We start from the raw sequence: 19,321 nt of genomic DNA on the forward strand, positions 1-19,321 counted from the left end.
GTCCACTACAAGACTACCGAGATTTTTTCAGAAATCAAATATGATTCCTATATGACAGAAAGGTTAGACCGAATTGAAGCAATCTTAGAGCGGACAGCACGAAGGGCTGAAGCGAACGCGGCTGCTATAGAAGCGAACGCGGCTGCTATAGAAGCGAACGCGGCTGCTATAGAAGCGAACGCGGCTGCTAGAGAAGCTGATAGAGTTGCGATGGATCAACTACGCTCAACCGTAAATTCTTTGGTGCAGGTAGTTGAGATACATCAGCTAAACCATGAAGCAACTCAGCGTAACTTTGAAGGGATTGTCACTGAACTCAGAGAAATTAGAACTGAAATTAGAGGATTGAGAACTGAGACTCAACGCATTTTAGAACACTTGTTCGGTAGACAGGAGAACGGCGAGTCATGAGCGATCGCCATCATCATACTACTGCTAGACGTCTCAATGTCTACATCCAAGGTCAAGGATTTCCCATTCTGGGTTTACACGGTCATCCTGGTTCTGGTCATAGTCTTTCTGTCTTCACTAATCATTTATCAAAACGTTATCAAACTTTTGCCCCTGATTTACGGGGATACGGCAAAAGTCGCTGCAATAGCAATTTTGATATGAATGACCATTTGACTGATTTAGAAGCGCTGCTAGACCGCTTTGAGATTGAAAAGTGCCTAGTATTGGGATGGTCACTTGGGGGCATTCTGGCAATGGAGTTGGCATTACGTTTGCCAGAGCGCATTACAGGGCTGATTTTGGTGGCCACAGCCGCAAAACCCCGTGGCAGTCATCCGACTATCACTTGGCAAGATAATTTATATACTGGGGTTGCTGCCCTACTAAACTATATAAAACCGGGTTGGCAATGGAATATTGAAACTTTCGGCAAGCGATCGCTTTTTCGCTACCTAATCCAACAACACACACCCACTACTTACAATTACATCGCAACCGTTGCAGTACCAGCTTATTTGCAAACCTCTCCTGCTGCTACTCGCGCCCTCTATAGTGCAATTCAATCGGGATACAACCGACTTCCAGATTTGCAACAAATACAATGTCCTAGTTTAATACTTGCTGGAGATCAAGACCGCCACATCACATCTGATTCCAGCTTAGAAACTGCTCAACATCTCCAAAATTCTCAGTGGCAGTGCTATCCCAACACCGCCCATCTTTTCCCGTGGGAAGTTCCCCAGCTGGTGCTGAATGATATTGATCATTGGCTGGAAGAACACCCGCAGGTAATTGCTAGTTAACAGTCCAAGAGTTTTTGACTCTTGAGCAAATAATTCGTAATTAGAACTCGAAATTACGAATTAACGCGATGTGCAACTTACTTCTTAGAACCCCTCTCCAAACCTCTCCCCGAAGCGGAGAGAGGCTTTGATTTTTACTCCCCTTCCTTTCCTTGTAGGGAAGTGGCCTAATTTAAATTTGACCGCCAAAGACAGGCTGTACTTTGCGGTCAAATCTTTCCCCCAAGTCTTCAGCGATTGTTAAGGTATTGGGTTTGCAGCGCTTGATATGCACAGCAATTCCCTGCGCCCCTTCGATCTCCAAATCTTCTATATATCCAATGCTTGACAATCTGGCATCAGAAGAACTCAGAAATGGCCCGAAGTAATAGGTACATCGGGGATTCTGCGTTACAATCTCTACCCACCAAGCCAAGCCGATATAGTCGAATGCATTAATCAACACTTCCTTCAGGTTATGCCAAATGGTTCTCATGGTTTTCGCTGATTTATAAACGTGCTAGAGGGTGTTAAACGACATGCTACTTTATTATCTTTTACATTTCTTTATACTCTGTTAATGTTATTTTTTCAAAGAAATTTTTTGTAATTTATCTAAGTACAGCGTACTTTGCGATCGCTGGCGATAAATTTCATAAAGCGCCATACCCGCCGCTACCGAGGCATTCAGGCTGGGAGTCTTACCTTGTAGAGGAATCGATACTAAGAAATCACAGGAGCGTTGAGTCAACATACCCAGACCTTCACCTTCTGAGCCGATGACCAAAACGATTGGGCCAGTGAAATTGATTGTATGCACAGGTTCACTCCCACTTGCAGCCGCGCCGTAAATCCAAAAGCCAGCTTCTTTTAAGTCTTCTAAAGCGCGGCTGAGGTTGACAACTCTCGCTACTGCAAAATTTTCTAAAGCACCTGCTGCCACTTTCATCACAGTAGAAGTGATCCCAGATGCTCTTCTTTGGGGAATCACCAATCCTTGAGCGCCGATTGCTTCGGCGGTGCGAATAATTGCTCCCAAGTTGTGGGGATCAGTAATTCCGTCAGCCACGACAATTACGGCATCGCTTACAGATTTGGACTGCTCAATAAGATCGGGCAATTCGATATAACCGTAGGGAGCAATTTGTGCTGCCACACCTTGATGATTAGCCCCGTTGGTGAGATAGTCTAAGCGCTTGGGTTCAACCTCATCAATAACTGTGCCATTTTCCTTCGCTTGTAAAAGAAAATGGTGAAAGCTGGGATCGTAGCGCAGACGGGTAGTAATCCAGAGACGGTTGAGATTGCGCTGATTTTGCAACGCACTCAATACTGGATGACGACCGTAGATGAGATCGCTATCTTCTGTCGATTCTGTAGATACAGATGGCTGGGATAAGTTGCTATATCGTTGGCGGGAGTTGCCAGAAATCGGGTTGCTATCTATTTTCCGGGGATTGCGAGTCGGATTGGCAACAGAAATCGGGTTGCTATCTATTTTCCGGGGATTGCGAGTCGGATTGGCAACAGAAATCGGGTTGCTATCTACTTTCCTGGGATTGCGAGTTGGATTTGTAACAACACGTTTACCTTGAATTTTTACCGGTTGTCCACGATTGGGTTCGCTAGAAGTCTTGACTTTTCTCGGTTTATTCTGCATTTGAGTTATGGATATAGCGTATGGTTGATTATCCCGATTACCTCAATTTATTGAGCCTAATCTAATGTTGTGGCCATTGTGAAATTGAGTTCTCACTCTTTTTCTATATGAAGTATTTGCAACAATTCGGTTAGACGCTGGTAATCGGTGAGATATAAGTAGCCAATTAAGGTTTCTAGACTAGTTGCCTGTTGATAAATTTCGGGATTAAGTCGCTTAGGGCGTCCTGTCGCGGCGTTTCTACCCCGTCGGACAATTTCTAATTCGGTGTCCCTGAGATGAGGAATCAGCGATCGCAAATGTAGCGCTTGGGTTTCCGCTCTTACCTGCTCCACTACCAAACGATGGTAAATTCCTGAACGCTGCAATGGCAGCAGATAGAAGATTCTAACATACAACTCATAAATTGCATCCCCCAAAAATGCTAAAGCAGCAGGAGAAATTTTTTGCACTTGTGAGAAAGAAATCTGTTGGAATGGCGCTGTGGTTGCCAAGAGTGCTTGAGTCCAAGATAAGCTCTGTTTGGGAGTTTCATCTTGTCCATCTAATAGCTCTTCCTCCTCTGACTTCACAAATAAATCATTCCTTGACGGGCTAAATTTGGCAGGCATTCTTCGCAAAGACTGATTTTTATGAAGTATGCCATGATAGTATACTTAGCATAATCAATACTATCAGAATTACTTCCTAATTTCATCTTTTTGATTGAGAGTTGGCATTTTGATCACCCTGATGTCAACGTCTATAAACCAAATTTCGCCTGCTTGTTGTGTTCTGTGCCTAAGATGGTGTAAAATTCTGACATCAAACTCACCCTGTTACTTGATCCCGTTGCCATGCTTACTTAGTAAGCGACAATTTTTAACTATACAGTATTAAGTCAAGTTAAACTATAGATAAATCTGCTGGCTTTGTATTTCTGACAACTTTTTCATAGTTGGTTGTTTATCCAAATATTCTAGCCAATAATTACATACCCCAAAACTGGGTATCTATATCTGCTCAACTTTAAACATAATAGCTCAACTGGCTTTGTGCCTCTCCCACAAGGAGAGAGGTTTTCTGCCAGAAGTTTTAAAATTAAGCTATCCGATGTTGAATTTGGATAGCTGAATTTGTCTCTGGGTTCAAGCAATCAAGACTACTTGACGTTTTCTAGAGCGTCTTCAACTGATTTTTGCAGGGAGAGAAACTTCTCTAGGCGAACAAGCTTGACCGTTTGAGTGACGCGGGCATTTGTGACAATTTGCAAAGTACCCTCAGCAGTTTGAGCCTGCTTGGCTAGCTGCACCAAAGCACCCAAGCCAGAGCTATCAACAAAATCGATTTGTGAGAGATCCAAAATAATGTGCTTCGGCCCTTCGACAATCTTGCTGCCAAGTGTCTTGCGAAATGTCGGCTCAGAAAAAGCATCTAACAAACCTGTGAGGCGGAATAGCTGACAGTTATCCCGGACTTCACGAGTGCCCCTCAGGCTAACGGTTAGATTTAGTGGCTCAGCAATAATTCCCTCCTCATGAGTTAAAGTGAACGCTCAAGTATAGATGGTTTTTGAGCAAGTTGTCTACAATCTGCTGGAATAGGGCATTGGGCATTTGTCATTTGTCATTTGTCATTTGTCATTTGTCATTGGGCATTGGTTACTAAATTCTTCTCCCTCACTCCCTCACTCCCCCACTCCCCTACTCCCTACTCCCTACTCCCTATTTTTACCTCACCTCTGCCACAGTTTGACGTGCTGTTCGCATGGCTTGAACAAATTGCTCAAACAAGTAATCAGCATCGTGGGGGCCAGGACTGGCTTCTGGGTGATACTGTACGGAGAATACAGGTAGAGATTTGTGACGTATCCCGGCAATGGTGCGATCGTTTAAGTTTAGGTGGCTGATTTCCACAACTGCCGTAGGTAAAGAATCTGGGTTAATCGCAAAACTATGGTTTTGGCTGGTAATTTCTACTCGTTGTTGTGAGCCAGCAGGCTGATTCAAACCACGATGACCAAATTTGAGTTTATAGGTTTCTGCCCCTAGTGCATGACCTAAAATTTGGTGTCCCATACAAATACCAAAGATGGGTTTTTGACTCAACAGGAGCGCTTTTGCAGTTGCAATCCCTTCAGTGACGGCAGCAGGGTCGCCAGGGCCATTAGAAAGAAACACACCATCTGGATTGTAGTTGAGAATTTCTTCTGGTGAGGTATCAGCAGGCACAACAATCACCCGACAACCGTAACTTGCGAGGCGACGCAAAATATTACGTTTTACGCCGAAGTCAAGGGCAACAACAATAAAAGGTTCCCCAAGATTTTCCGCAGCCTCAGAGTTAAATTCCCAAGCTGGAATTGTGGCATCTGACCATTCATAAGCCGTTGAGGTGGTGACTTCACCAACCAGATTCAATCCCGCCATGTTGGGAGCCGCTAGTACCTGCTCTAGCAATTCTGCCTCATCGAGAATGGCTGTGGAAATGCCACCGTTCATCGCTCCGAACATCCGAATTTTGCGGGTGAGGGCGCGGGTATCGATGCCGTAGATCCCTGGTACTTGGTTTTGTTTCAGGTAGTCAGGTAAGGATTGTGTCGATCGCCAGTTACTTGGTCGTTGACAAATATTACGCGCGATCGCACCTTGCACTTGAGGATGAGATGATTCTTCATCTTCAGGATTGACACCAGTATTCCCCAATTCAGGATAGGTAAAAATCACAATTTGACCGGAGTAACTAGGGTCGGTTAATACTTCTTGGTAGCCGGTCATACCAGTGTTGAACACCACTTCTCCGATCGCGGTTCCCGTAGCACCGAAAGACCAACCGCGATAAGTGGTTCCATCTGCTAGGACAAGTAAAGCTGGTATTGTGTCAGTCATAGTAGATTGGGGAGTGGGGAGTGGGGAGTGGGGAGTGGGGAGTGGGGAGTGAGGATCGGGCATTGGGCATTGGGAAAACTCTTCCCTATTCCCTACTCCCTATTCCCCATTCCCAATACTACGATTGTTAATTATGCCATGAGTTGAGCAATTGGGAATTTTTAGGATAGTTAATTAAAATTAAAAGGGAATTAAATAAAGTAGCGGGAATGGATTTGGCAAAGCTTGGGCAGTTAGAATTAATTATGCTTCAGTCTTTTTTATCCCGTGCAACTCTAATTTTTCTATCAAGCGCTCTGGCAGTTTTGTGTGTTGCCTGTAGTGAAGACAAACGGGACACTGCGACTGGTGGCAATGAGCAACCTACGCCAATTGGGGATCTGGCATCAGTACAGCCGACTGTCAAACCAGTAAAACCAGCAGCTATCCCAGAAGCGCAGCCGCTAGAGCCGTCTGAAAGTGAACCAAGTCTTTTTGAGATGGGGCGAGACAAAGCTGTTGGCGCTTGGAGTATCAGCCAATCTGCTCAATCTCCAGAGGATTGGAATTTGGTGGTGAGGCAGTATCAGGATGCGATCGCGCTGATGCGAAAAGTACGACGGCAAAGCCTAGAATTTGCGATCGCTCAAACCAAGATTAGTGAATATCGGCGGGAAATCAAATATGCCCAACAGCAAGCGAATCCTCGCCCTGTGCGCGTTGCCGAACGTCAGAGAATAGTAGTTGTTGTTCCCCAGGCAGCAACTACACCAAAGTTTACCTTACGTTCATTACCTCCTGTCGCAACAAAACCGTTATCACCAGAGCCAGGTTTGCCCTCGTCAGCAGTGCTGATTCCCGATCAAGCAGTATTTACAGCCCCGATTAAAAGGCGGATTGGTGGCACGCCAATTGTCGAAGTCACTTTCAATGGCCAGCAAAAATTTGAGATGATTGTGGATACCGGAGCGAGTGGCACTGTCATCACCCAAGAGATGGCTGATGCTTTGGGAATCGTGCCAGTGGGGAAAGCGAAGGCAAACACCGCGAGTTCCAGAGCTGTAGAATTTCCTGTGGGCTATGTTAATTCGATGGCAGTTGGCGGGGTAATAGTGAATAAAGTCGCAGTAGCGATCGCCGGTGCGGAACTTGAAACTGGACTTTTAGGACATGACTTTTTTGGCAACTACGATGTCACTATCAAACGTAATGTGGTAGAATTCCGCCCGCAACTGCGATCGCAAATCAATCCCCCAGAAACTCAACTAACTGCTCCAACTTCGTCCAAGCCGCCCCACTTTGTAGGATATCCTTAGCGATTTTAATCCCTTGGGCGTGATCGAGGAATGCGATCGCACCCGCTACTTGCAGCGCCAACGACGCATTCAACGCTACTGCATCCTGTTGCGCCTGAGTTCCCTTACCTTGCAGCACCGCCTTAAGAATCTCCGCATTTTCTTGGACATCCCCACCCCGAAGCATACCTATGGGAGCAGGCGTTAAATCCAAATCCAGAGGATTAATCGTAGTTAACTGCACTTCTCCTTCTGATAACACCGCCAAATCAGTTAAATCTCCTAACCCAGCCTCATCGAGTTTTTCTCGCCCGTGCAGCACAATCGCCTTTTCCTTGCCCAAATTCTGTAAAGCTTGGGCAACAGTTGCCAAAAGTTTGGGAGTAAATAACCCTACCACTTGCCCAGTTGGACGCAAGGGATTTACTAAGGGCCCAAGCAAATTAAAAACTGTTCGCACCTTCAAAGTCCGTCGCAATTGGGCAACCGCTTTGAGTGCTGGATGCCAACCAGCGGCAAATAAGAAAGTGATCCCCACTTCTTGTAGTGCTGCTTGCACTTTTTCACTAGAGGCACTCAAGTTTACACCCAAGGTTTCCAAGACATCGGCACTTCCCGTGAGACTTGAAGCAGAACGATTGCCGTGTTTGGCGACAGGTATGCCATAGGCTGCGGCGACAAATGCAACTGCTGTGGAAATATTAAAGGTTGATGACCCATCTCCACCAGTGCCACAGGTATCTATTACAGTAGTGAGTGCTGACTGGTGAGCGCTGAGTGGGGAACATTGAGATTGTAATACTTCAGCCATGCCGGTTAACTCGTCGGCAGAAATGCCTTGAAAGTTCAGCGCTGTTAAAATAGCCCCTGATAACTCTGGGGGAACCGCTTCACTGAGCCATCCTTGCATCAATTTAGCAGATTGAGTACGGGACAATGATTGGCCATCTGTTAATTGTTGCAGCAGGAGATACCAGCTAACAGAGGATTCTTGAGCAGCGATCGGGGAAGTTATCATAGCTAAGGGTTGTATGTTGTCGCTATATTGAGAGCTATGGGTTATCCTACCGGAAAATTGTCAGCTATCAAAGTTAGTTTGAAAGATCAAGGCTTAACTGCAAAGCTGGGTTAGCAAGATTCTGAACTTGTAATTTTTCATCCAAATAAAGTTTAACTTCGTAGTTTGTAATGAATAACTCTTTTCCTTTAGCCGCACCATTTTGTTTATAGTTATTCATCCCATACTGCAATTCCCACTCTGAAATATTAGCCCATTGAAAACTTTCTCGAATTTGCAGTGAGTTGTCGTAGGTAATTAGCCAGGGATGATGACATTGTTGCAAAAGTTCAGCAAATCTCTGATGTTCAAAAGAGGTGTGCAAGTCACCCCTTTTCCCATATAGCCTTGATTTAGTAACGCTAAAATATGGTGGATCTAAAAATAAAAATACATCTTCTCCTTCTTTTAATAGGTGACTATAATCTAAATTAGTGATTTGGACATTTTCTGATAGAATATCTTCTAACTTTTCTAGTCGTTCTATTGAAGAATCAGTAAATCTTTTATGAAATGCTTCTTCAGAAAAGCCACCTGATTCTACAGTTCCAGAAAAAGTAATTCTGTTAAGGACAAAAAAGCGAATGGCTCTTTCTAAATCAGATAAATTACTGACATCTACATTGGCCAATTCTGCAAAGAGTAATTTGCCATCTGTATATTTAACTTTAATATGTCGAACTTCTTTAACTAACTGAGCTAGATCGGATTGGGCAAGCTTCCAGAATAAGAATAGTTCGCGGTTTAAATCATTAATCCAGATTTTTAGATTAGGAAACTTTTGTCTTAAATAAATGAATACAGAACCACCGCCGACAAAAGGCTCTCGAAATTCAGAAAAGCTCTCTGGTAAATATTCAACTATTTGATTGATTGCTTTCGATTTACCACCAGGATATCGTAGGGGACTTTTGAGCATAATTCGTAGAAATCGTCACACTTAGGGTAATAACAAATACTCAATTTGTTTACTCAGAGCTATCACTATATGCTTTGACCAAATCAGCGTCGATGCTTTCATTGTGCGCTCCTGTAGCATAACCGAGGTTAATGCTTCCAGCATGACTTCGGAAGCGTTGACGAGATGCTTCTTTCTCTATTTCAGTTTGCGACTTTTCACGTCTTAGAGAACTATACTGCTGTTCTATGGAAGTAGCTACTAATTCTGCAAGAGATACGCCTGTAACCTCAGCTTTTTGCTGCAATGCCGCGTAAACTTCATCACTTAATTCCAAGCTTAACACCTGACTCACCGCACTACACCTCAGCTACTATAGGTAATTATGAATGTCATATTAATTTAGTTTTTTGATCAAACAGAATTCAGGAGTCAGGAGTCAGAATTCAGAATGAATTCTGTACGACTGGCGGATGAATAATCGGCGTTTTTGCACCCCCACCAAATTGAAAATTTGGTGGTCTTCAATTCCTGCGCGGTCTGAATCCCCGACTGATTGATTCTGACTCCTGAATTCTGACTTCTGAATTCTTCTTCAAAATACATGACCTTTTAATCCTAACCATCGCCAGCATATTAACAGAAAATTACGTATACTTAATATATGCTAGCTAACTAAATTTATTTTTGTAAATGTTGCATTTTTGTAAAAATCTGTTACATTACTTTACATGCAGTCATAACTGTTAGAACATAAAAGCTCGGAGTATTATTTATGGCAGACGTTAAGAAGACTACGCCTTCGGTTTCAGAAGATCCTAATGCTTTGCGCTGGGGTTTCACTCCTCAGAGCGAAAACTGGAACGGTCGTTTTGCAATGATTGGTTTTTTATCTGCCGTTGCACTTGAAGCGTTTTCTGGTCAAGGGATTTTACACTTCTGGGGCATCCTCTAGATTTAAAGGTTTTTTCAGGTAAATAGACCACGCGGTAGGGGCACAGCAATGCTGTGCCCCTACGACAGATGTGGTTCAAATACATGATTTCTGCTGTAATAGATTATCAGGCAAGGGGGCGATCGCAAAATCGTCTGCCTTGCCTGATAATGTCAAGAATTAGAAAACTCGCCAGCAACTAGCGTGATGAGCGAAATATTACACGACCTGGAGATTCTTCTTGATTAATTCGCGCATATACCCGAAGACAAGTTAAGACTTCGCCAGGAATACCACCACAGTCTAGTTGTAAGTCATCCTTAGATAAAGCACAGATATCCGCATAAAGTCCCGATAATTGGCGAATTCGCACTTCATTACCAGCATTAATCGCTTGATTTGTGACTTTCTTCAGGATTCGTCGTGATTCGTGTTGCAGCTTTCCCCACCAAGAATAGCGTTCAGCCGGTGGTACGAATACTAAAGAGTGTATTGCTTCGTCCATGTCAATCCAAGCACGGAGAATTGACAGAGGATCAGCGTTTTCCTCAGCTTTTTGGGTGCGTTGGAAGCGATCGCTTAAAGCGTCAATATATTGATGTCGCTGTTCTGGTTTGGAGTCTAAAGAGATGACATCAAAGCTAAAAACGCTTTTTAAAGCATGATGTAAATCCGGGTCTATTTCAATAAATTTTATATATAAATATAGGAAACCTGCTGGTAAATCAGATGTATTATCTTGGGTAATTTGAGAGTTTAAAAGAGCTTGTTGAGATAAACTCAATCCCTGAGTCTGAATAGTACCACTCAGACCGGGGTAGATAATTTCATCGCGGATAAAGGGAAGTTGAAACAGATTAGAATTATCTGCGATCGCACCAACTTCTTGAGCCAGATCCAAAGTGTGCGATCGCCAAGATGCAGCCAAATCCTCTGGTATCCGCAGCAGTTTGCGTTGAATCTCATTCCACAAATCAGAATCTGTTTGGCTTTGCAGTTGGGAATTACCCAGATAATAACTAAGTTCTAAGTCAGAATCGAAAGCTTCCCGGAGGCGACTTAATTTTAAATCATCTGGCGCATCTTCCCAACCAGTATTTTGCTGTGGGGGTGCAGGTTGCAACAGATTATGAAGTTCTTGCAGCAGATCATCGCATACCTTGGCGCCTGGATCTAGTGGAAATTCTGTGCGAGCCTGATTTAAAGTAGCCTCTAGTCCATACAGGCTAAACCGCAGTAACCGGGCTAACTCCGAGTTTTTTATTTCTAGTACCTGATGCAAGTGCTGCATGAATATTGCCTCCAAATATTACCTGTATGTAATGATTTTTCTAAAAACCTCACGCCAAGGTTTTCTGAGTACAGCATTTCATTAATTCGTAGCGAATTAAATTGAGTGCGGTTCTTTTAAGAAAATGAAATCGGTTGTAGCTTCCCAGTTAAGAAAAATATGTGAGAAAATAATTACATACGTATTTAGTATAATAATCCTTAAAGTTTATAAATATGGTATTGAGACGAGATATGCATAACTGAAATAATGGAAATTAGCAGACAGATAAAGAGGCGATCGCTAAAATGACCAACGCCCAGCGACTAGACCATGTAGAAGATGAACTTGAAACTGTTAAACGATTGCTAGTGTCTACTGCTAGCTACGCCGAATCAGCAAACAGGCGGCTTGATGAATTGACTATAAAACAAGACCGTACCCAATCTCAGCTTGACCAATTAGGGGTGCGGGTTGACCAGATAGGGGGAAGGGTTGACCAACTTTCTGAGCGCCTAAACGAATTTGTAAATCAAACACAACGTCTGTTTAACCAACAGGCAACGGTTTTAGAGCGACTTGAGGAAAATCAGCGTAGTAACAACGCCGCATTAGAGCGTATCGACCGGATTTTAGACTACCTGCTACGACAACAAGGGAACAGCCAGTGATAAAACAGGAGTCAGAATTCAGAATTCAGAATTGGTGAATACTCTACCCATAAAGGTATTGAGTTTTAAGGCGAGAATATTTTAATTTTTTTCGCCCACCATTCCACTCGCTTTTAACCAATATTCATCACTCACTCGTACAGAATTCATAGGCTCATTCTGACCGGAGCTAACGGAAACGTCTCCGGCTCCGCTCCTGAGTTCTGAATTCTTCTTATAAACCCGCTTCTGACTTTTTTCTTTCCGCCTTGCAGATGATGAAGACAAGCGATCGCATAACATTACGATTACGCCCCTTGATCGCAGAGTGCGATCGTGAGCGATGCTGCGGCTGCTAGCGCTGCTGCCGCCCGAATGTGGTTCCAGATTGTCCAGTTGGCAAGGTAGCTAGACCATAGGCTCGCACCTATAGTACTGTCCGGCTCGACTCTCGCCAGCGCTTCGTTGAGCGGCACATTGAAAACGATTGTCACGCCGAAGGTGCCAACGAGGTAGAGCAAGCTGCCGAGGAGCAAGTAGACGGCGCTGGGTTGATGCCACCTTAATAGCGAGGAGATAGCCAGAAGGATGCAAGCCGCAGCCGTTCCCAAGAACACTGCCATAAATAACGGATTGATCACCGTGATATTGATGGATTGCATGGCGGTAATGCCCTGTGCTGGCTGGAGTCGGGCAAGGGCATTCATTACAAAGGTCGAGAAGGCAAAGAAGACTCCGGCTATCAACCCGCAGCCCAGTGCTGAGAAAAACTTTAGAGTGAAATAATAATGTTGTTGACTGATCAGATATTGCACCATTGCTTTATCCTCCATTTCTGTAAAGGGCAGTGTGAGTCTGATTATTTATCGATAATCGCAGATTAGTAGGACTTACGCAAAACCACACGCTCTCTGGGGCAATTCATGAATTGCCCTAAGAAGAAAATCACTCTTTTCGACTATTGTTTGCGTCAGTCCTGATTAGATTGCTCCACGCATTCAACCTTTGAAAATTATTGTTGTTCTCGGTTTGACTATAGTCATTGTCATGTAAATTATTTGATAGCTGGTGGGTATGTCGATAAGGAGTTTCAATTATGAAAAACCGCAACTTTCGCACGATTGAGACAAATGGAGTTCGTCTAAACACAGTTGTTGAGGGTCAGGGACCTTTGGTTATCCTGCTTCATGGATGGCCGCAGTGCTGGTATCTATGGCGTCATCAGATCGATCCGCTTGTAGAAGCAGGCTTCCAAGTGGCCGTTCCCAACCAACGGGGATATGACGGTAGTGATGCTCCACAAGAGATCGAGGCTTACGACATACTTAATTTAACGGGGGATGTTGTCGGAATCGCTGACGCTCTCGGTCAGGAAACTTTCATTGTTGTGGGACATGATTGGGGTGCGCCTGTAGCTTGGAATACAGCACTGCTATATGAGGAACGAGTTAATGCTGTTGTGGGAATGAGTGTTCCTTACTCGCGTTACCCGATTGGAGCATTAACAAAGCAAGAGAATTTTGGGGACAACTTCTGGTATATGGTCTACTTCCAAAAGCCCGGAATTGCCGAAGCGGAATTTGAAACAGATATCCGTCGTTCCATACGTATAATTCACTATAGTATTAGCGCTTCTGCTCCTGAAGGAATCACGCTGAATCCGAAACCATCAACTTCTGGTTTTCTTGACGGACTGATCGATCCCCAGCAGCTACCAAAAGGCATGACAGAAGAGGATCTAGACTATTATGTTGAACAGTACAAACAGAGCGGCTTTCGTGGCAACCTGAACTGGTATCGCAACATGGATCGCAATATGGAAATTACTCCCCAGTTGTCAGGTAAAAAGATATCGCAACCAGCATTGTTTATTGCTGGTGAGAAAGATGTTGTATTGAAGTTTCCAGGAATGAATCTTAATGCAATGGCGGAGTTGGTTCCGAACTTGAAAGGACAGATTATTGTCCCTAGTGCTGGTCACTGGGTTCCCGCAGAGTATCCCCAAAAAGTCAACGAGGCTTTGCTTGGTTTTCTAAAAGACTTTGCCCCTCAACGGTAAAATCAGCGATTTTAGCTAAGAGGTTGTTTGAAAAGTCCTCTTCTTGGTAGCAAAACGTTCTAGATCCCCCTAAATCCCCCGATAAATTGGGGGACTTTGATTCCGGTTCCCCCCTTTTTAAGGGGGGTTAGGGGGGATCTAGAAGTGCCTAAAATCACAACTAAATACTTTTCAAACACCCTCTAAATCTTAAAATAAGATAATGAAAACCAAATTCTGGTAAATTCATGCTGATATGTGACACCGGAATTCTGTTTTGATAATAAACTTAATTAATGGCAAAAAAGAAGCGACCGAGAGAGCATATCATAGCAGATTTAAGCGTCAATCATGTCGAAAAATATGTGTTTTTATCCGGTTATTCTGTAGAGCGAGTTGAGTATGATTATGGTTTTGATTTAATCATCTTTACGTATGATGTCAACAATGAGATTGAAAATGGTCAGATTTATCTACAATTAAATATTCTAAAGCAGTTAAAGGGAGTGATTCGTCATAATGTTTAGAAATATTCAGTTTATTGACCTAGAAGAATTACTTTTAAAAATAGGTTTTGCAAAAGTACCAACAACTGGCTCTCAACAAGTCTATCAACATCCATCATTGGGAACTTTAGTCATCTTACCACCTTACGAACAGCAAGCGTATGTTCAGCTTGTACATTTGCTAGCTGTACGTCGAGTATTGCTAGAAAATGGTTTAATTAACATGAATACTTTCGACAGTTTTTTAGAAAAGGTTGCAAGCTAAAGGCAGATACGGACATAATTAACTCAAATTATCACCAAGTTCTTTTATGCTGCCAGTTATTGGAACTATTGCTTTACGTCAAATGGCTTCGGGCGATCGCTTGTCTTTACAAGTTTACAAATTTATCGGCGATCAACCTGGTAAAAAGGTTTACATTCAATCTAATCTGCACGGTGCAGAAATTGCTGGTAATGCCGTTATTCATCAGTTAATTGAGTTTTTGCTAACAATAAATGATTCAGATTTAGTTGGAGAAATTTGGCTAGTTCCTGTTTGTAATCCAATGGGGACGAATGAGCGATCGCACCATTTTTCCCCTGGACGATATTGCGTTTACGAAGCCAAAGACTGGAATCGCATATTTTGGGATTACGAGAAAGAAGCTGATAATTTAGTAGCTTTTACGAAATCTCAACTTCATCTTGATTTAGAGGTCGTTCGACAAAATTATCTAACTATAATTAAGCAACAATTTGCCAAAAGTTTAGAAAAAATTAATTCTCCCAGTAGTGTGCCTTACACTGAGCTTTTTAGCTATAAACTACAAAATCTGAGTTTAGATGCAGACTACTTAATTGACTTACATACTTCTTCAAATCAAGCATTAGACTATCTTTATTACTTCCGAAATCGAGAAGACAGTGCAAAATACTTCGGGCTTGATTTTGGAATTTTACTTGATAAATACGATGGTGATGCTTTTGATGAAGCTTTTATCAAACCTTGGTTAGCACTGGAAGCTTGTTTTAAAGAGTTTGGTAGAGAAATCAAGTTTGATGTGGAGGCTTGGACATTGGAATTAGGAACAGGAATGCAAATAAACCCTGATTCAGTCGCTAAAGGTGTACGCGGTTTGAAAAACTATTTAGCGCAAAAAGGTATACTGCAAATTCCTAATTTATCGGATGAGATAAAAAACCATGAAATGACTTTTGCATCTAGTAGCAATCGGAAAAAATATTATGCGATCGCAGGTGGGATGATTCAATGGAGAATAGAATTAGGTAGTTATGTAAAAGCTGGAGAAAAACTCTATCAAATTCTCAGTTTTAATAAAGAGGGTAATTTACCGAGTGTAATTGATGTCCGCGCTCAAAAAGATGGTTTGGTTTATGATGTTGCAACCAATCAAGCTGTGAATCAAGGCGAGTTTGTATTGGGAATTATTAGTTAACAACTAAATTTAAATTTCTGCCTCTACGCCACTGTTTGATTTATAGCGGTTATCGGTTGAGTGAGGTATAAGAACCCCACCCCCAACCCCCTCCCCGCTCTTTGAGAGGGGGCTAAGACGTACCTGATGTGATTAGGAAACACTATATTATTCGATTCCATAAAGAGATCTGTAGAGTCGGTTTTTTATATAAAATACAATCATGCTGCTAGGATTAAAAATAGTTAAGTTTGGTGTAAGATGCTGAAGAGAGAATTATTAGCTCAAGAAATCGAGTCATTACCGCCAGAGTTACTAACTGAAGCATTAGATTTTATTCGCTTCATTAAAGCTAGTCATTAGCGGTGTCAATATTCTTATTTTTAATCACCGTCATTTTGCTTTTAAAATGCTTAAAATCACCGCGTTTTGTTTGACTAATTAAAGATTGGCGATCAGCTAAAAACAAAACTCGTTTTTTGATGCCATTTTTCCATAGCCGATAAATAATCTGAAAAGCGGTGTAAGTCTTGCCAGAACCCGTTGCCATCACTAATAGAAAACGATCTTGACCTTTAGCGTAGGCGTAGCCCGTCGTAGACATCGCTTCCACCGTCCGATTAATCGCAATTTGCTGATAATAGCGCGGTTGGCGACCTTTAGCATCAAAAAAGTAATCAAAAGTTGCTATTTCTTCCACTTCTGGGGTTTCAATCTCCTTAAACTTCTTATATTTCTGCCAAAGTTGATCAGGTGTCGGGAAATTATCAAGACTTAATTCTCGTTCAATTAAACTAGAAAAACCAGATTTATCATGTTCTAAAAAACTATCACCATTAGAACTAAAAGCCACAGGTAAATCTAAAATATCTGCATAGTTTAAAGCCTGTTGCATCCCGTGACCAACAGGATAAATGTTTTTCTTAGCCTCAATAACAGCAATCGGAATATTCGGCTTGTAATAAAGAATATAATCGGCTTTTTTCCCCTTCCCGCGTTGCGTTTGATTCCCTTTTACATAAATCCGACCATCAGTGAAATAGACCTGTTCTCGGACTTGCTTGCTGACATCCCACCCTGATTTAAGCAAAGCAGGTAAAATATACTGTGTACAAATATCCTGTTCTGAAAGCTCTCGTTTATCGGTCATCTGTAAATTCACTTACTTTTATGAATAGTAGGGGCAATTCATGAATTGCCCCTACGGATCATGAATTGCCCCTACGGAGGAATTGATTGCTCAATTATACACAGAGTCCCTTGAGGCTAATACAAACTTTGTCATGGAACTGTTTGTTTTGAATCTAAAAACAAAATCAAGTTATCTCAGCTGTAAAATATAAGTGTAGAGCCAGTAGTAGATTAAACCTCGGCAAAAATAATCGCTAAAAATGCCAGGGGGATTTTATGTTTGTTTTGTGTTTAAGAAAAAATCAAGTTATCCCAGCTGTAAAATATGAGGGTGGAGCCAAAGGTGACTAGTATTGATAATTACAACTTCTCTTTTTCAGGAGAAGCCACAATCCCGCAGGCTCCTCCTGAATTTAAATCAGGTTTTATCGGCATTATTGGTCGTCCTAATGTCGGTAAATCTACTTTGATGAATCAATTGGTAGGAGAAAAAATTGCCATTACATCACCGATCGCACAAACAACACGTAACCGTTTGCGCGGTATATTAACGACACCAGAGGCGCAGTTAATATTTGTAGATACACCAGGAATTCATAAGCCCCATCATCAATTGGGCGAAGTGTTGGTGCGAAATGCCAAAATTGCCATTGAATCGGTAGATGTATTGTTGTTTGTGGTAGATGGAGCAGTGGCTTGTGGTGCAGGCGATCGCTATATTGCCGATTTGCTCAGTCGCAGCAAAACACCGATAATTCTGGGTGTGAACAAAACCGACCAGCAACCGCCCGATTCCCAGTTTATAGATGATAGTTACACCCAGATGGGCAAGTCCCATGAATGGAAAATCGTGAAATTTTCTGCCAAGACTAGTGCCGGATTACCACAACTTCAAGAATTATTAATTGAACATTTAGAAATTGGGCCATTATATTATCCTCCAGACTTGGTAACTGACCAGCCAGAGCGGTTTATTATGGGTGAATTGATCCGAGAACAAATTTTATTATTGACTCGTGAAGAAGTACCCCATTCAGTAGCGATCGCCATTGACTTAGTAGAAGAAACTCCCAGCATTACCCGTATACTTGCTACCATCAACGTCGAGCGCGATTCCCAAAAAGGCATACTCATCGGCAAAGGCGGAGCAATGCTCAAAGCAATTGGTAGTGAAGCCCGCGAACAAATCCAAAAGTTAATCGCTGGGAAAGTTTACCTAGAATTGTTTGTCAAAGTCCAACCAAAATGGCGACAGTCGCGGGTGAGTTTAGCAGAGTTAGGCTATCGGGTGGAAGAATAGAAAATTAGTCATTAGTCATTAGTCATTGGTCATTGGCAGGTAAACAAGACAAAACAACTCATAAAAGACACTGGTTTTTCACCTTATCTAAAAAAGCCAACGCGAAACCTCTCCCCTACTAGCGTTGGGGGAAAAATTCCAAGCCTCTCCCTTTCTAGGAGAGAGCAATGGAAGTGAGGTTTGCAGATGACGTGAAAAGTCAGACTAATGACAAAGGACTAATGACAAAAGACTAATGACAAAGGACTAATAACTAATAAAAATGTCTTTAGATACTCGCTATCCCTTAAATTTACCCGCCAATGCTCCGCCGTTGCGGGTGTTAATTGTCGAAGATGATCCGATGATGCAATTGGGATTAGAGCAATCATTAATGGCTCATCCTCAGTTGGAAATTGTTGGACAAGCAGAAGATGGTTATTTGGGAGTTCAAGCCGCACTGCAACTAAAACCTGATTTGGTGGTTATGGATATTGGATTGCCACGATTGGATGGCATTGCCGCAACACAGCAAATTAAGGCGGCATTGCCAGCAACTCATGTGGTGATGCTGACATCTCATCAAACGGAGACAGAAATTATTGCCGCCCTGTCTAGCGGTGCAGATGCATATTGTATTAAAGGTGCAAGTGTGGAACGATTGTTAAGTGCGATCGCAGCCGCAGTTGATGGTGCAGCCTATCTCGATCCCCAAATTGCGCGGCGAGTAATTGACAATCTCAAACCGCCCTCACCCACCAGCAACACTGCCAACTTATCTGGGCGCGAGTTAGAAGTTTTGAAACTCATGGTAGACGGGTTGAGTAACCCGGAGATTGCCGAAAAACTTTATCTGAGTCCCAACACCATCAAAACTCACGTCCGGGGGATTATGAATAAATTAGCAGTAGACGATCGCGTGCAAGCGGCAGTTGTAGCACTGCGTTCTGGGTTGGTTTGATTGCTACAATCTGTGAGCGCTGTAGATGAACACCTGATCTGGTAATCTTTATAGGAACAGCCGGTAAGCGTAAAACTCAGCGTCTAAAGACGCTGAGATATAAGCGACTCGTGTGACTTTAGTCACAGTCATCTTTCCGGGAG

The 19,321-nt window shown here is 42.7% G+C and carries 21 protein-coding genes and 1 pseudogene; 11 read left to right on the plus strand and 11 right to left on the minus strand.

The features are described from left to right. Window positions 1–51 precede the first annotated feature (51 nt). Window positions 52–411, plus strand: coding sequence for a hypothetical protein (locus tag V7K27_RS08030; protein ID WP_334945999.1), 360 nt, complete (start codon window positions 52–54; stop codon window positions 409–411). Then, window positions 408–1,256 carry an alpha/beta fold hydrolase gene (locus V7K27_RS08035; protein ID WP_334946000.1) on the plus strand — a complete coding sequence of 283 codons (849 nt, stop codon included), beginning with the start codon at window positions 408–410 and terminating at the stop codon, window positions 1,254–1,256. The genes V7K27_RS08030 and V7K27_RS08035 overlap by 4 nt, the downstream gene beginning before the upstream one ends. A gap of 172 nt (window positions 1,257–1,428) precedes the next feature. Here the strand turns inward: V7K27_RS08035 and V7K27_RS08040 are convergent, their stop codons facing one another. The 5 genes from V7K27_RS08040 to carA form a co-directional block, all read right to left on the minus strand. Then, the gene (locus tag V7K27_RS08040) at window positions 1,429–1,731 is read right to left on the minus strand and encodes a DUF1816 domain-containing protein (protein ID WP_334946002.1); all 303 of its coding nucleotides are present in this window, start codon (window positions 1,729–1,731) and stop codon (window positions 1,429–1,431) included. A gap of 87 nt (window positions 1,732–1,818) precedes the next feature. After that, window positions 1,819–2,895 carry a 23S rRNA (guanosine(2251)-2'-O)-methyltransferase RlmB gene (gene rlmB / locus V7K27_RS08045; RefSeq protein WP_334946004.1) on the minus strand — a complete coding sequence of 359 codons (1,077 nt, stop codon included), beginning with the start codon at window positions 2,893–2,895 and terminating at the stop codon, window positions 1,819–1,821. 92 nt (window positions 2,896–2,987) lie between these two features. Next, window positions 2,988–3,467 carry a Mini-ribonuclease 3 gene (locus V7K27_RS08050; protein WP_334946036.1) on the minus strand — a complete coding sequence of 160 codons (480 nt, stop codon included), beginning with the start codon at window positions 3,465–3,467 and terminating at the stop codon, window positions 2,988–2,990. A 569-nt stretch (window positions 3,468–4,036) separates the two neighbouring features. After that, window positions 4,037–4,402, minus strand: coding sequence for an STAS domain-containing protein (locus tag V7K27_RS08055; RefSeq protein ID WP_300422105.1), 366 nt, complete (start codon window positions 4,400–4,402; stop codon window positions 4,037–4,039). A 202-nt stretch (window positions 4,403–4,604) separates the two neighbouring features. Next, entirely contained in the window at window positions 4,605–5,762 is a 1,158-nt protein-coding gene (gene carA / locus V7K27_RS08060) for a glutamine-hydrolyzing carbamoyl-phosphate synthase small subunit (RefSeq protein WP_334946038.1), read from the minus strand. Between the two features lie 245 nt (window positions 5,763–6,007). Between carA and V7K27_RS08065 the strand changes: the two genes are divergently transcribed. Beyond that, window positions 6,008–7,057 carry a retropepsin-like aspartic protease family protein gene (locus tag V7K27_RS08065; RefSeq protein ID WP_334946040.1) on the plus strand — a complete coding sequence of 350 codons (1,050 nt, stop codon included), beginning with the start codon at window positions 6,008–6,010 and terminating at the stop codon, window positions 7,055–7,057. On the opposite strand, the gene trpD is transcribed toward V7K27_RS08065, so the two are convergent. The 3 genes from trpD to V7K27_RS08080 form a co-directional block, all read right to left on the minus strand. Continuing rightward, complete coding sequence (trpD, locus tag V7K27_RS08070; protein ID WP_334946006.1) at window positions 6,987–8,054, minus strand: anthranilate phosphoribosyltransferase; 1,068 nt, start codon at window positions 8,052–8,054, stop codon at window positions 6,987–6,989. The genes V7K27_RS08065 and trpD overlap by 71 nt on opposite strands. A 73-nt stretch (window positions 8,055–8,127) precedes the next feature. After that, window positions 8,128–9,012 (minus strand): DNA adenine methylase, encoded by an 885-nt coding sequence (locus tag V7K27_RS08075; protein WP_334946008.1) that lies wholly within the window; start codon window positions 9,010–9,012, stop codon window positions 8,128–8,130. A gap of 49 nt (window positions 9,013–9,061) precedes the next feature. Then, a complete protein-coding gene (locus V7K27_RS08080) occupies window positions 9,062–9,346 on the minus strand; it encodes a hypothetical protein (protein WP_334946010.1) in 285 nt (94 codons plus the stop codon). 420 nt (window positions 9,347–9,766) lie between these two features. On the opposite strand from V7K27_RS08080, the gene V7K27_RS08085 reads away from it, so the two are divergent. Continuing rightward, complete coding sequence (locus tag V7K27_RS08085; protein ID WP_334946012.1) at window positions 9,767–9,946, plus strand: high light inducible protein; 180 nt, start codon at window positions 9,767–9,769, stop codon at window positions 9,944–9,946. A gap of 178 nt (window positions 9,947–10,124) precedes the next feature. On the opposite strand, the gene V7K27_RS08090 is transcribed toward V7K27_RS08085, so the two are convergent. Then, a complete protein-coding gene (locus V7K27_RS08090; RefSeq protein WP_334946014.1) occupies window positions 10,125–11,216 on the minus strand; it encodes a hypothetical protein in 1,092 nt (363 codons plus the stop codon). Window positions 11,217–11,503: 287 nt separating this feature from the next. Here V7K27_RS08090 and V7K27_RS08095 point away from each other — a divergent pair, with 287 nt between their 5' ends. After that, a complete protein-coding gene (locus V7K27_RS08095) occupies window positions 11,504–11,866 on the plus strand; it encodes a hypothetical protein (RefSeq protein ID WP_334946016.1) in 363 nt (120 codons plus the stop codon). 287 nt (window positions 11,867–12,153) lie between these two features. On the opposite strand, the gene V7K27_RS08100 is transcribed toward V7K27_RS08095, so the two are convergent. Beyond that, a complete protein-coding gene (locus V7K27_RS08100) occupies window positions 12,154–12,663 on the minus strand; it encodes an anthrone oxygenase family protein (protein ID WP_334946018.1) in 510 nt (169 codons plus the stop codon). A 278-nt stretch (window positions 12,664–12,941) separates the two neighbouring features. Here V7K27_RS08100 and V7K27_RS08105 point away from each other — a divergent pair, with 278 nt between their 5' ends. The 4 genes from V7K27_RS08105 to V7K27_RS08120 all read left to right on the plus strand — a co-directional run bounded on the left by V7K27_RS08105 (window position 12,942) and on the right by V7K27_RS08120 (window position 15,828). Continuing rightward, on the plus strand, window positions 12,942–13,904 hold the full coding sequence (locus V7K27_RS08105) for an alpha/beta fold hydrolase (RefSeq protein WP_334946020.1): 963 nt from the start codon (window positions 12,942–12,944) through the stop codon (window positions 13,902–13,904). A gap of 275 nt (window positions 13,905–14,179) precedes the next feature. Then, window positions 14,180–14,410 (plus strand): hypothetical protein, encoded by a 231-nt coding sequence (locus V7K27_RS08110; protein ID WP_334946022.1) that lies wholly within the window; start codon window positions 14,180–14,182, stop codon window positions 14,408–14,410. After that, window positions 14,403–14,654, plus strand: coding sequence for a type II toxin-antitoxin system HicA family toxin (locus V7K27_RS08115; protein ID WP_334946024.1), 252 nt, complete (start codon window positions 14,403–14,405; stop codon window positions 14,652–14,654). Before V7K27_RS08110 ends, V7K27_RS08115 begins: the two co-directional genes overlap by 8 nt. A gap of 46 nt (window positions 14,655–14,700) precedes the next feature. Next, window positions 14,701–15,828, plus strand: coding sequence for a succinylglutamate desuccinylase/aspartoacylase family protein (locus V7K27_RS08120; protein WP_334946026.1), 1,128 nt, complete (start codon window positions 14,701–14,703; stop codon window positions 15,826–15,828). Window positions 15,829–16,168: 340 nt separating this feature from the next. On the opposite strand, the pseudogene V7K27_RS08125 reads toward V7K27_RS08120, so the two are convergent. Continuing rightward, a pseudogene (locus tag V7K27_RS08125) lies at window positions 16,169–16,957 on the minus strand (DEAD/DEAH box helicase family protein); the annotation flags it as partial. A 306-nt stretch (window positions 16,958–17,263) separates the two neighbouring features. Between V7K27_RS08125 and era the strand changes: the two are divergent. Together era and V7K27_RS08135 are read left to right on the plus strand one after the other, a co-directional pair. Further along, the gene (gene era / locus V7K27_RS08130; RefSeq protein WP_334946030.1) at window positions 17,264–18,238 is read left to right on the plus strand and encodes a GTPase Era; all 975 of its coding nucleotides are present in this window, start codon (window positions 17,264–17,266) and stop codon (window positions 18,236–18,238) included. Window positions 18,239–18,500: 262 nt separating this feature from the next. Further along, a complete protein-coding gene (locus V7K27_RS08135) occupies window positions 18,501–19,178 on the plus strand; it encodes a response regulator transcription factor (protein ID WP_334946032.1) in 678 nt (225 codons plus the stop codon). Window positions 19,179–19,321 lie beyond the last annotated feature (143 nt).

Source organism: Nostoc sp. (genome assembly GCF_036919575.1).
Taxonomy (GTDB): domain Bacteria; phylum Cyanobacteriota; class Cyanobacteriia; order Cyanobacteriales; family Nostocaceae; genus Nostoc.

What these genes read in the sequence shown, in the direction of transcription:
- V7K27_RS08030 (WP_334945999.1), top strand. Translation starts at nt 52, where the DNA reads ATGACAGAAAGGTTAGACCGAATTGAAGCAATCTTAGAGCGGACAGCA.
- V7K27_RS08035 (WP_334946000.1), top strand. Translation starts at nt 408, where the DNA reads ATGAGCGATCGCCATCATCATACTACTGCTAGACGTCTCAATGTCTAC.
- V7K27_RS08040 (WP_334946002.1), bottom strand. Translation starts at nt 1,731, where the DNA reads ATGAGAACCATTTGGCATAACCTGAAGGAAGTGTTGATTAATGCATTC.
- rlmB (WP_334946004.1), bottom strand. Translation starts at nt 2,895, where the DNA reads ATGCAGAATAAACCGAGAAAAGTCAAGACTTCTAGCGAACCCAATCGT.
- carA (WP_334946038.1), bottom strand. Translation starts at nt 5,762, where the DNA reads ATGACTGACACAATACCAGCTTTACTTGTCCTAGCAGATGGAACCACT.
- V7K27_RS08065 (WP_334946040.1), top strand. Translation starts at nt 6,008, where the DNA reads ATGCTTCAGTCTTTTTTATCCCGTGCAACTCTAATTTTTCTATCAAGC.
- trpD (WP_334946006.1), bottom strand. Translation starts at nt 8,054, where the DNA reads ATGATAACTTCCCCGATCGCTGCTCAAGAATCCTCTGTTAGCTGGTAT.
- V7K27_RS08075 (WP_334946008.1), bottom strand. Translation starts at nt 9,012, where the DNA reads ATGCTCAAAAGTCCCCTACGATATCCTGGTGGTAAATCGAAAGCAATC.
- V7K27_RS08085 (WP_334946012.1), top strand. Translation starts at nt 9,767, where the DNA reads ATGGCAGACGTTAAGAAGACTACGCCTTCGGTTTCAGAAGATCCTAAT.
- V7K27_RS08090 (WP_334946014.1), bottom strand. Translation starts at nt 11,216, where the DNA reads ATGCAGCACTTGCATCAGGTACTAGAAATAAAAAACTCGGAGTTAGCC.
- V7K27_RS08095 (WP_334946016.1), top strand. Translation starts at nt 11,504, where the DNA reads ATGACCAACGCCCAGCGACTAGACCATGTAGAAGATGAACTTGAAACT.
- V7K27_RS08100 (WP_334946018.1), bottom strand. Translation starts at nt 12,663, where the DNA reads ATGGTGCAATATCTGATCAGTCAACAACATTATTATTTCACTCTAAAG.
- V7K27_RS08105 (WP_334946020.1), top strand. Translation starts at nt 12,942, where the DNA reads ATGAAAAACCGCAACTTTCGCACGATTGAGACAAATGGAGTTCGTCTA.
- V7K27_RS08110 (WP_334946022.1), top strand. Translation starts at nt 14,180, where the DNA reads ATGGCAAAAAAGAAGCGACCGAGAGAGCATATCATAGCAGATTTAAGC.
- V7K27_RS08115 (WP_334946024.1), top strand. Translation starts at nt 14,403, where the DNA reads ATGTTTAGAAATATTCAGTTTATTGACCTAGAAGAATTACTTTTAAAA.
- V7K27_RS08120 (WP_334946026.1), top strand. Translation starts at nt 14,701, where the DNA reads ATGCTGCCAGTTATTGGAACTATTGCTTTACGTCAAATGGCTTCGGGC.
- era (WP_334946030.1), top strand. Translation starts at nt 17,264, where the DNA reads ATGAGGGTGGAGCCAAAGGTGACTAGTATTGATAATTACAACTTCTCT.
- V7K27_RS08135 (WP_334946032.1), top strand. Translation starts at nt 18,501, where the DNA reads ATGTCTTTAGATACTCGCTATCCCTTAAATTTACCCGCCAATGCTCCG.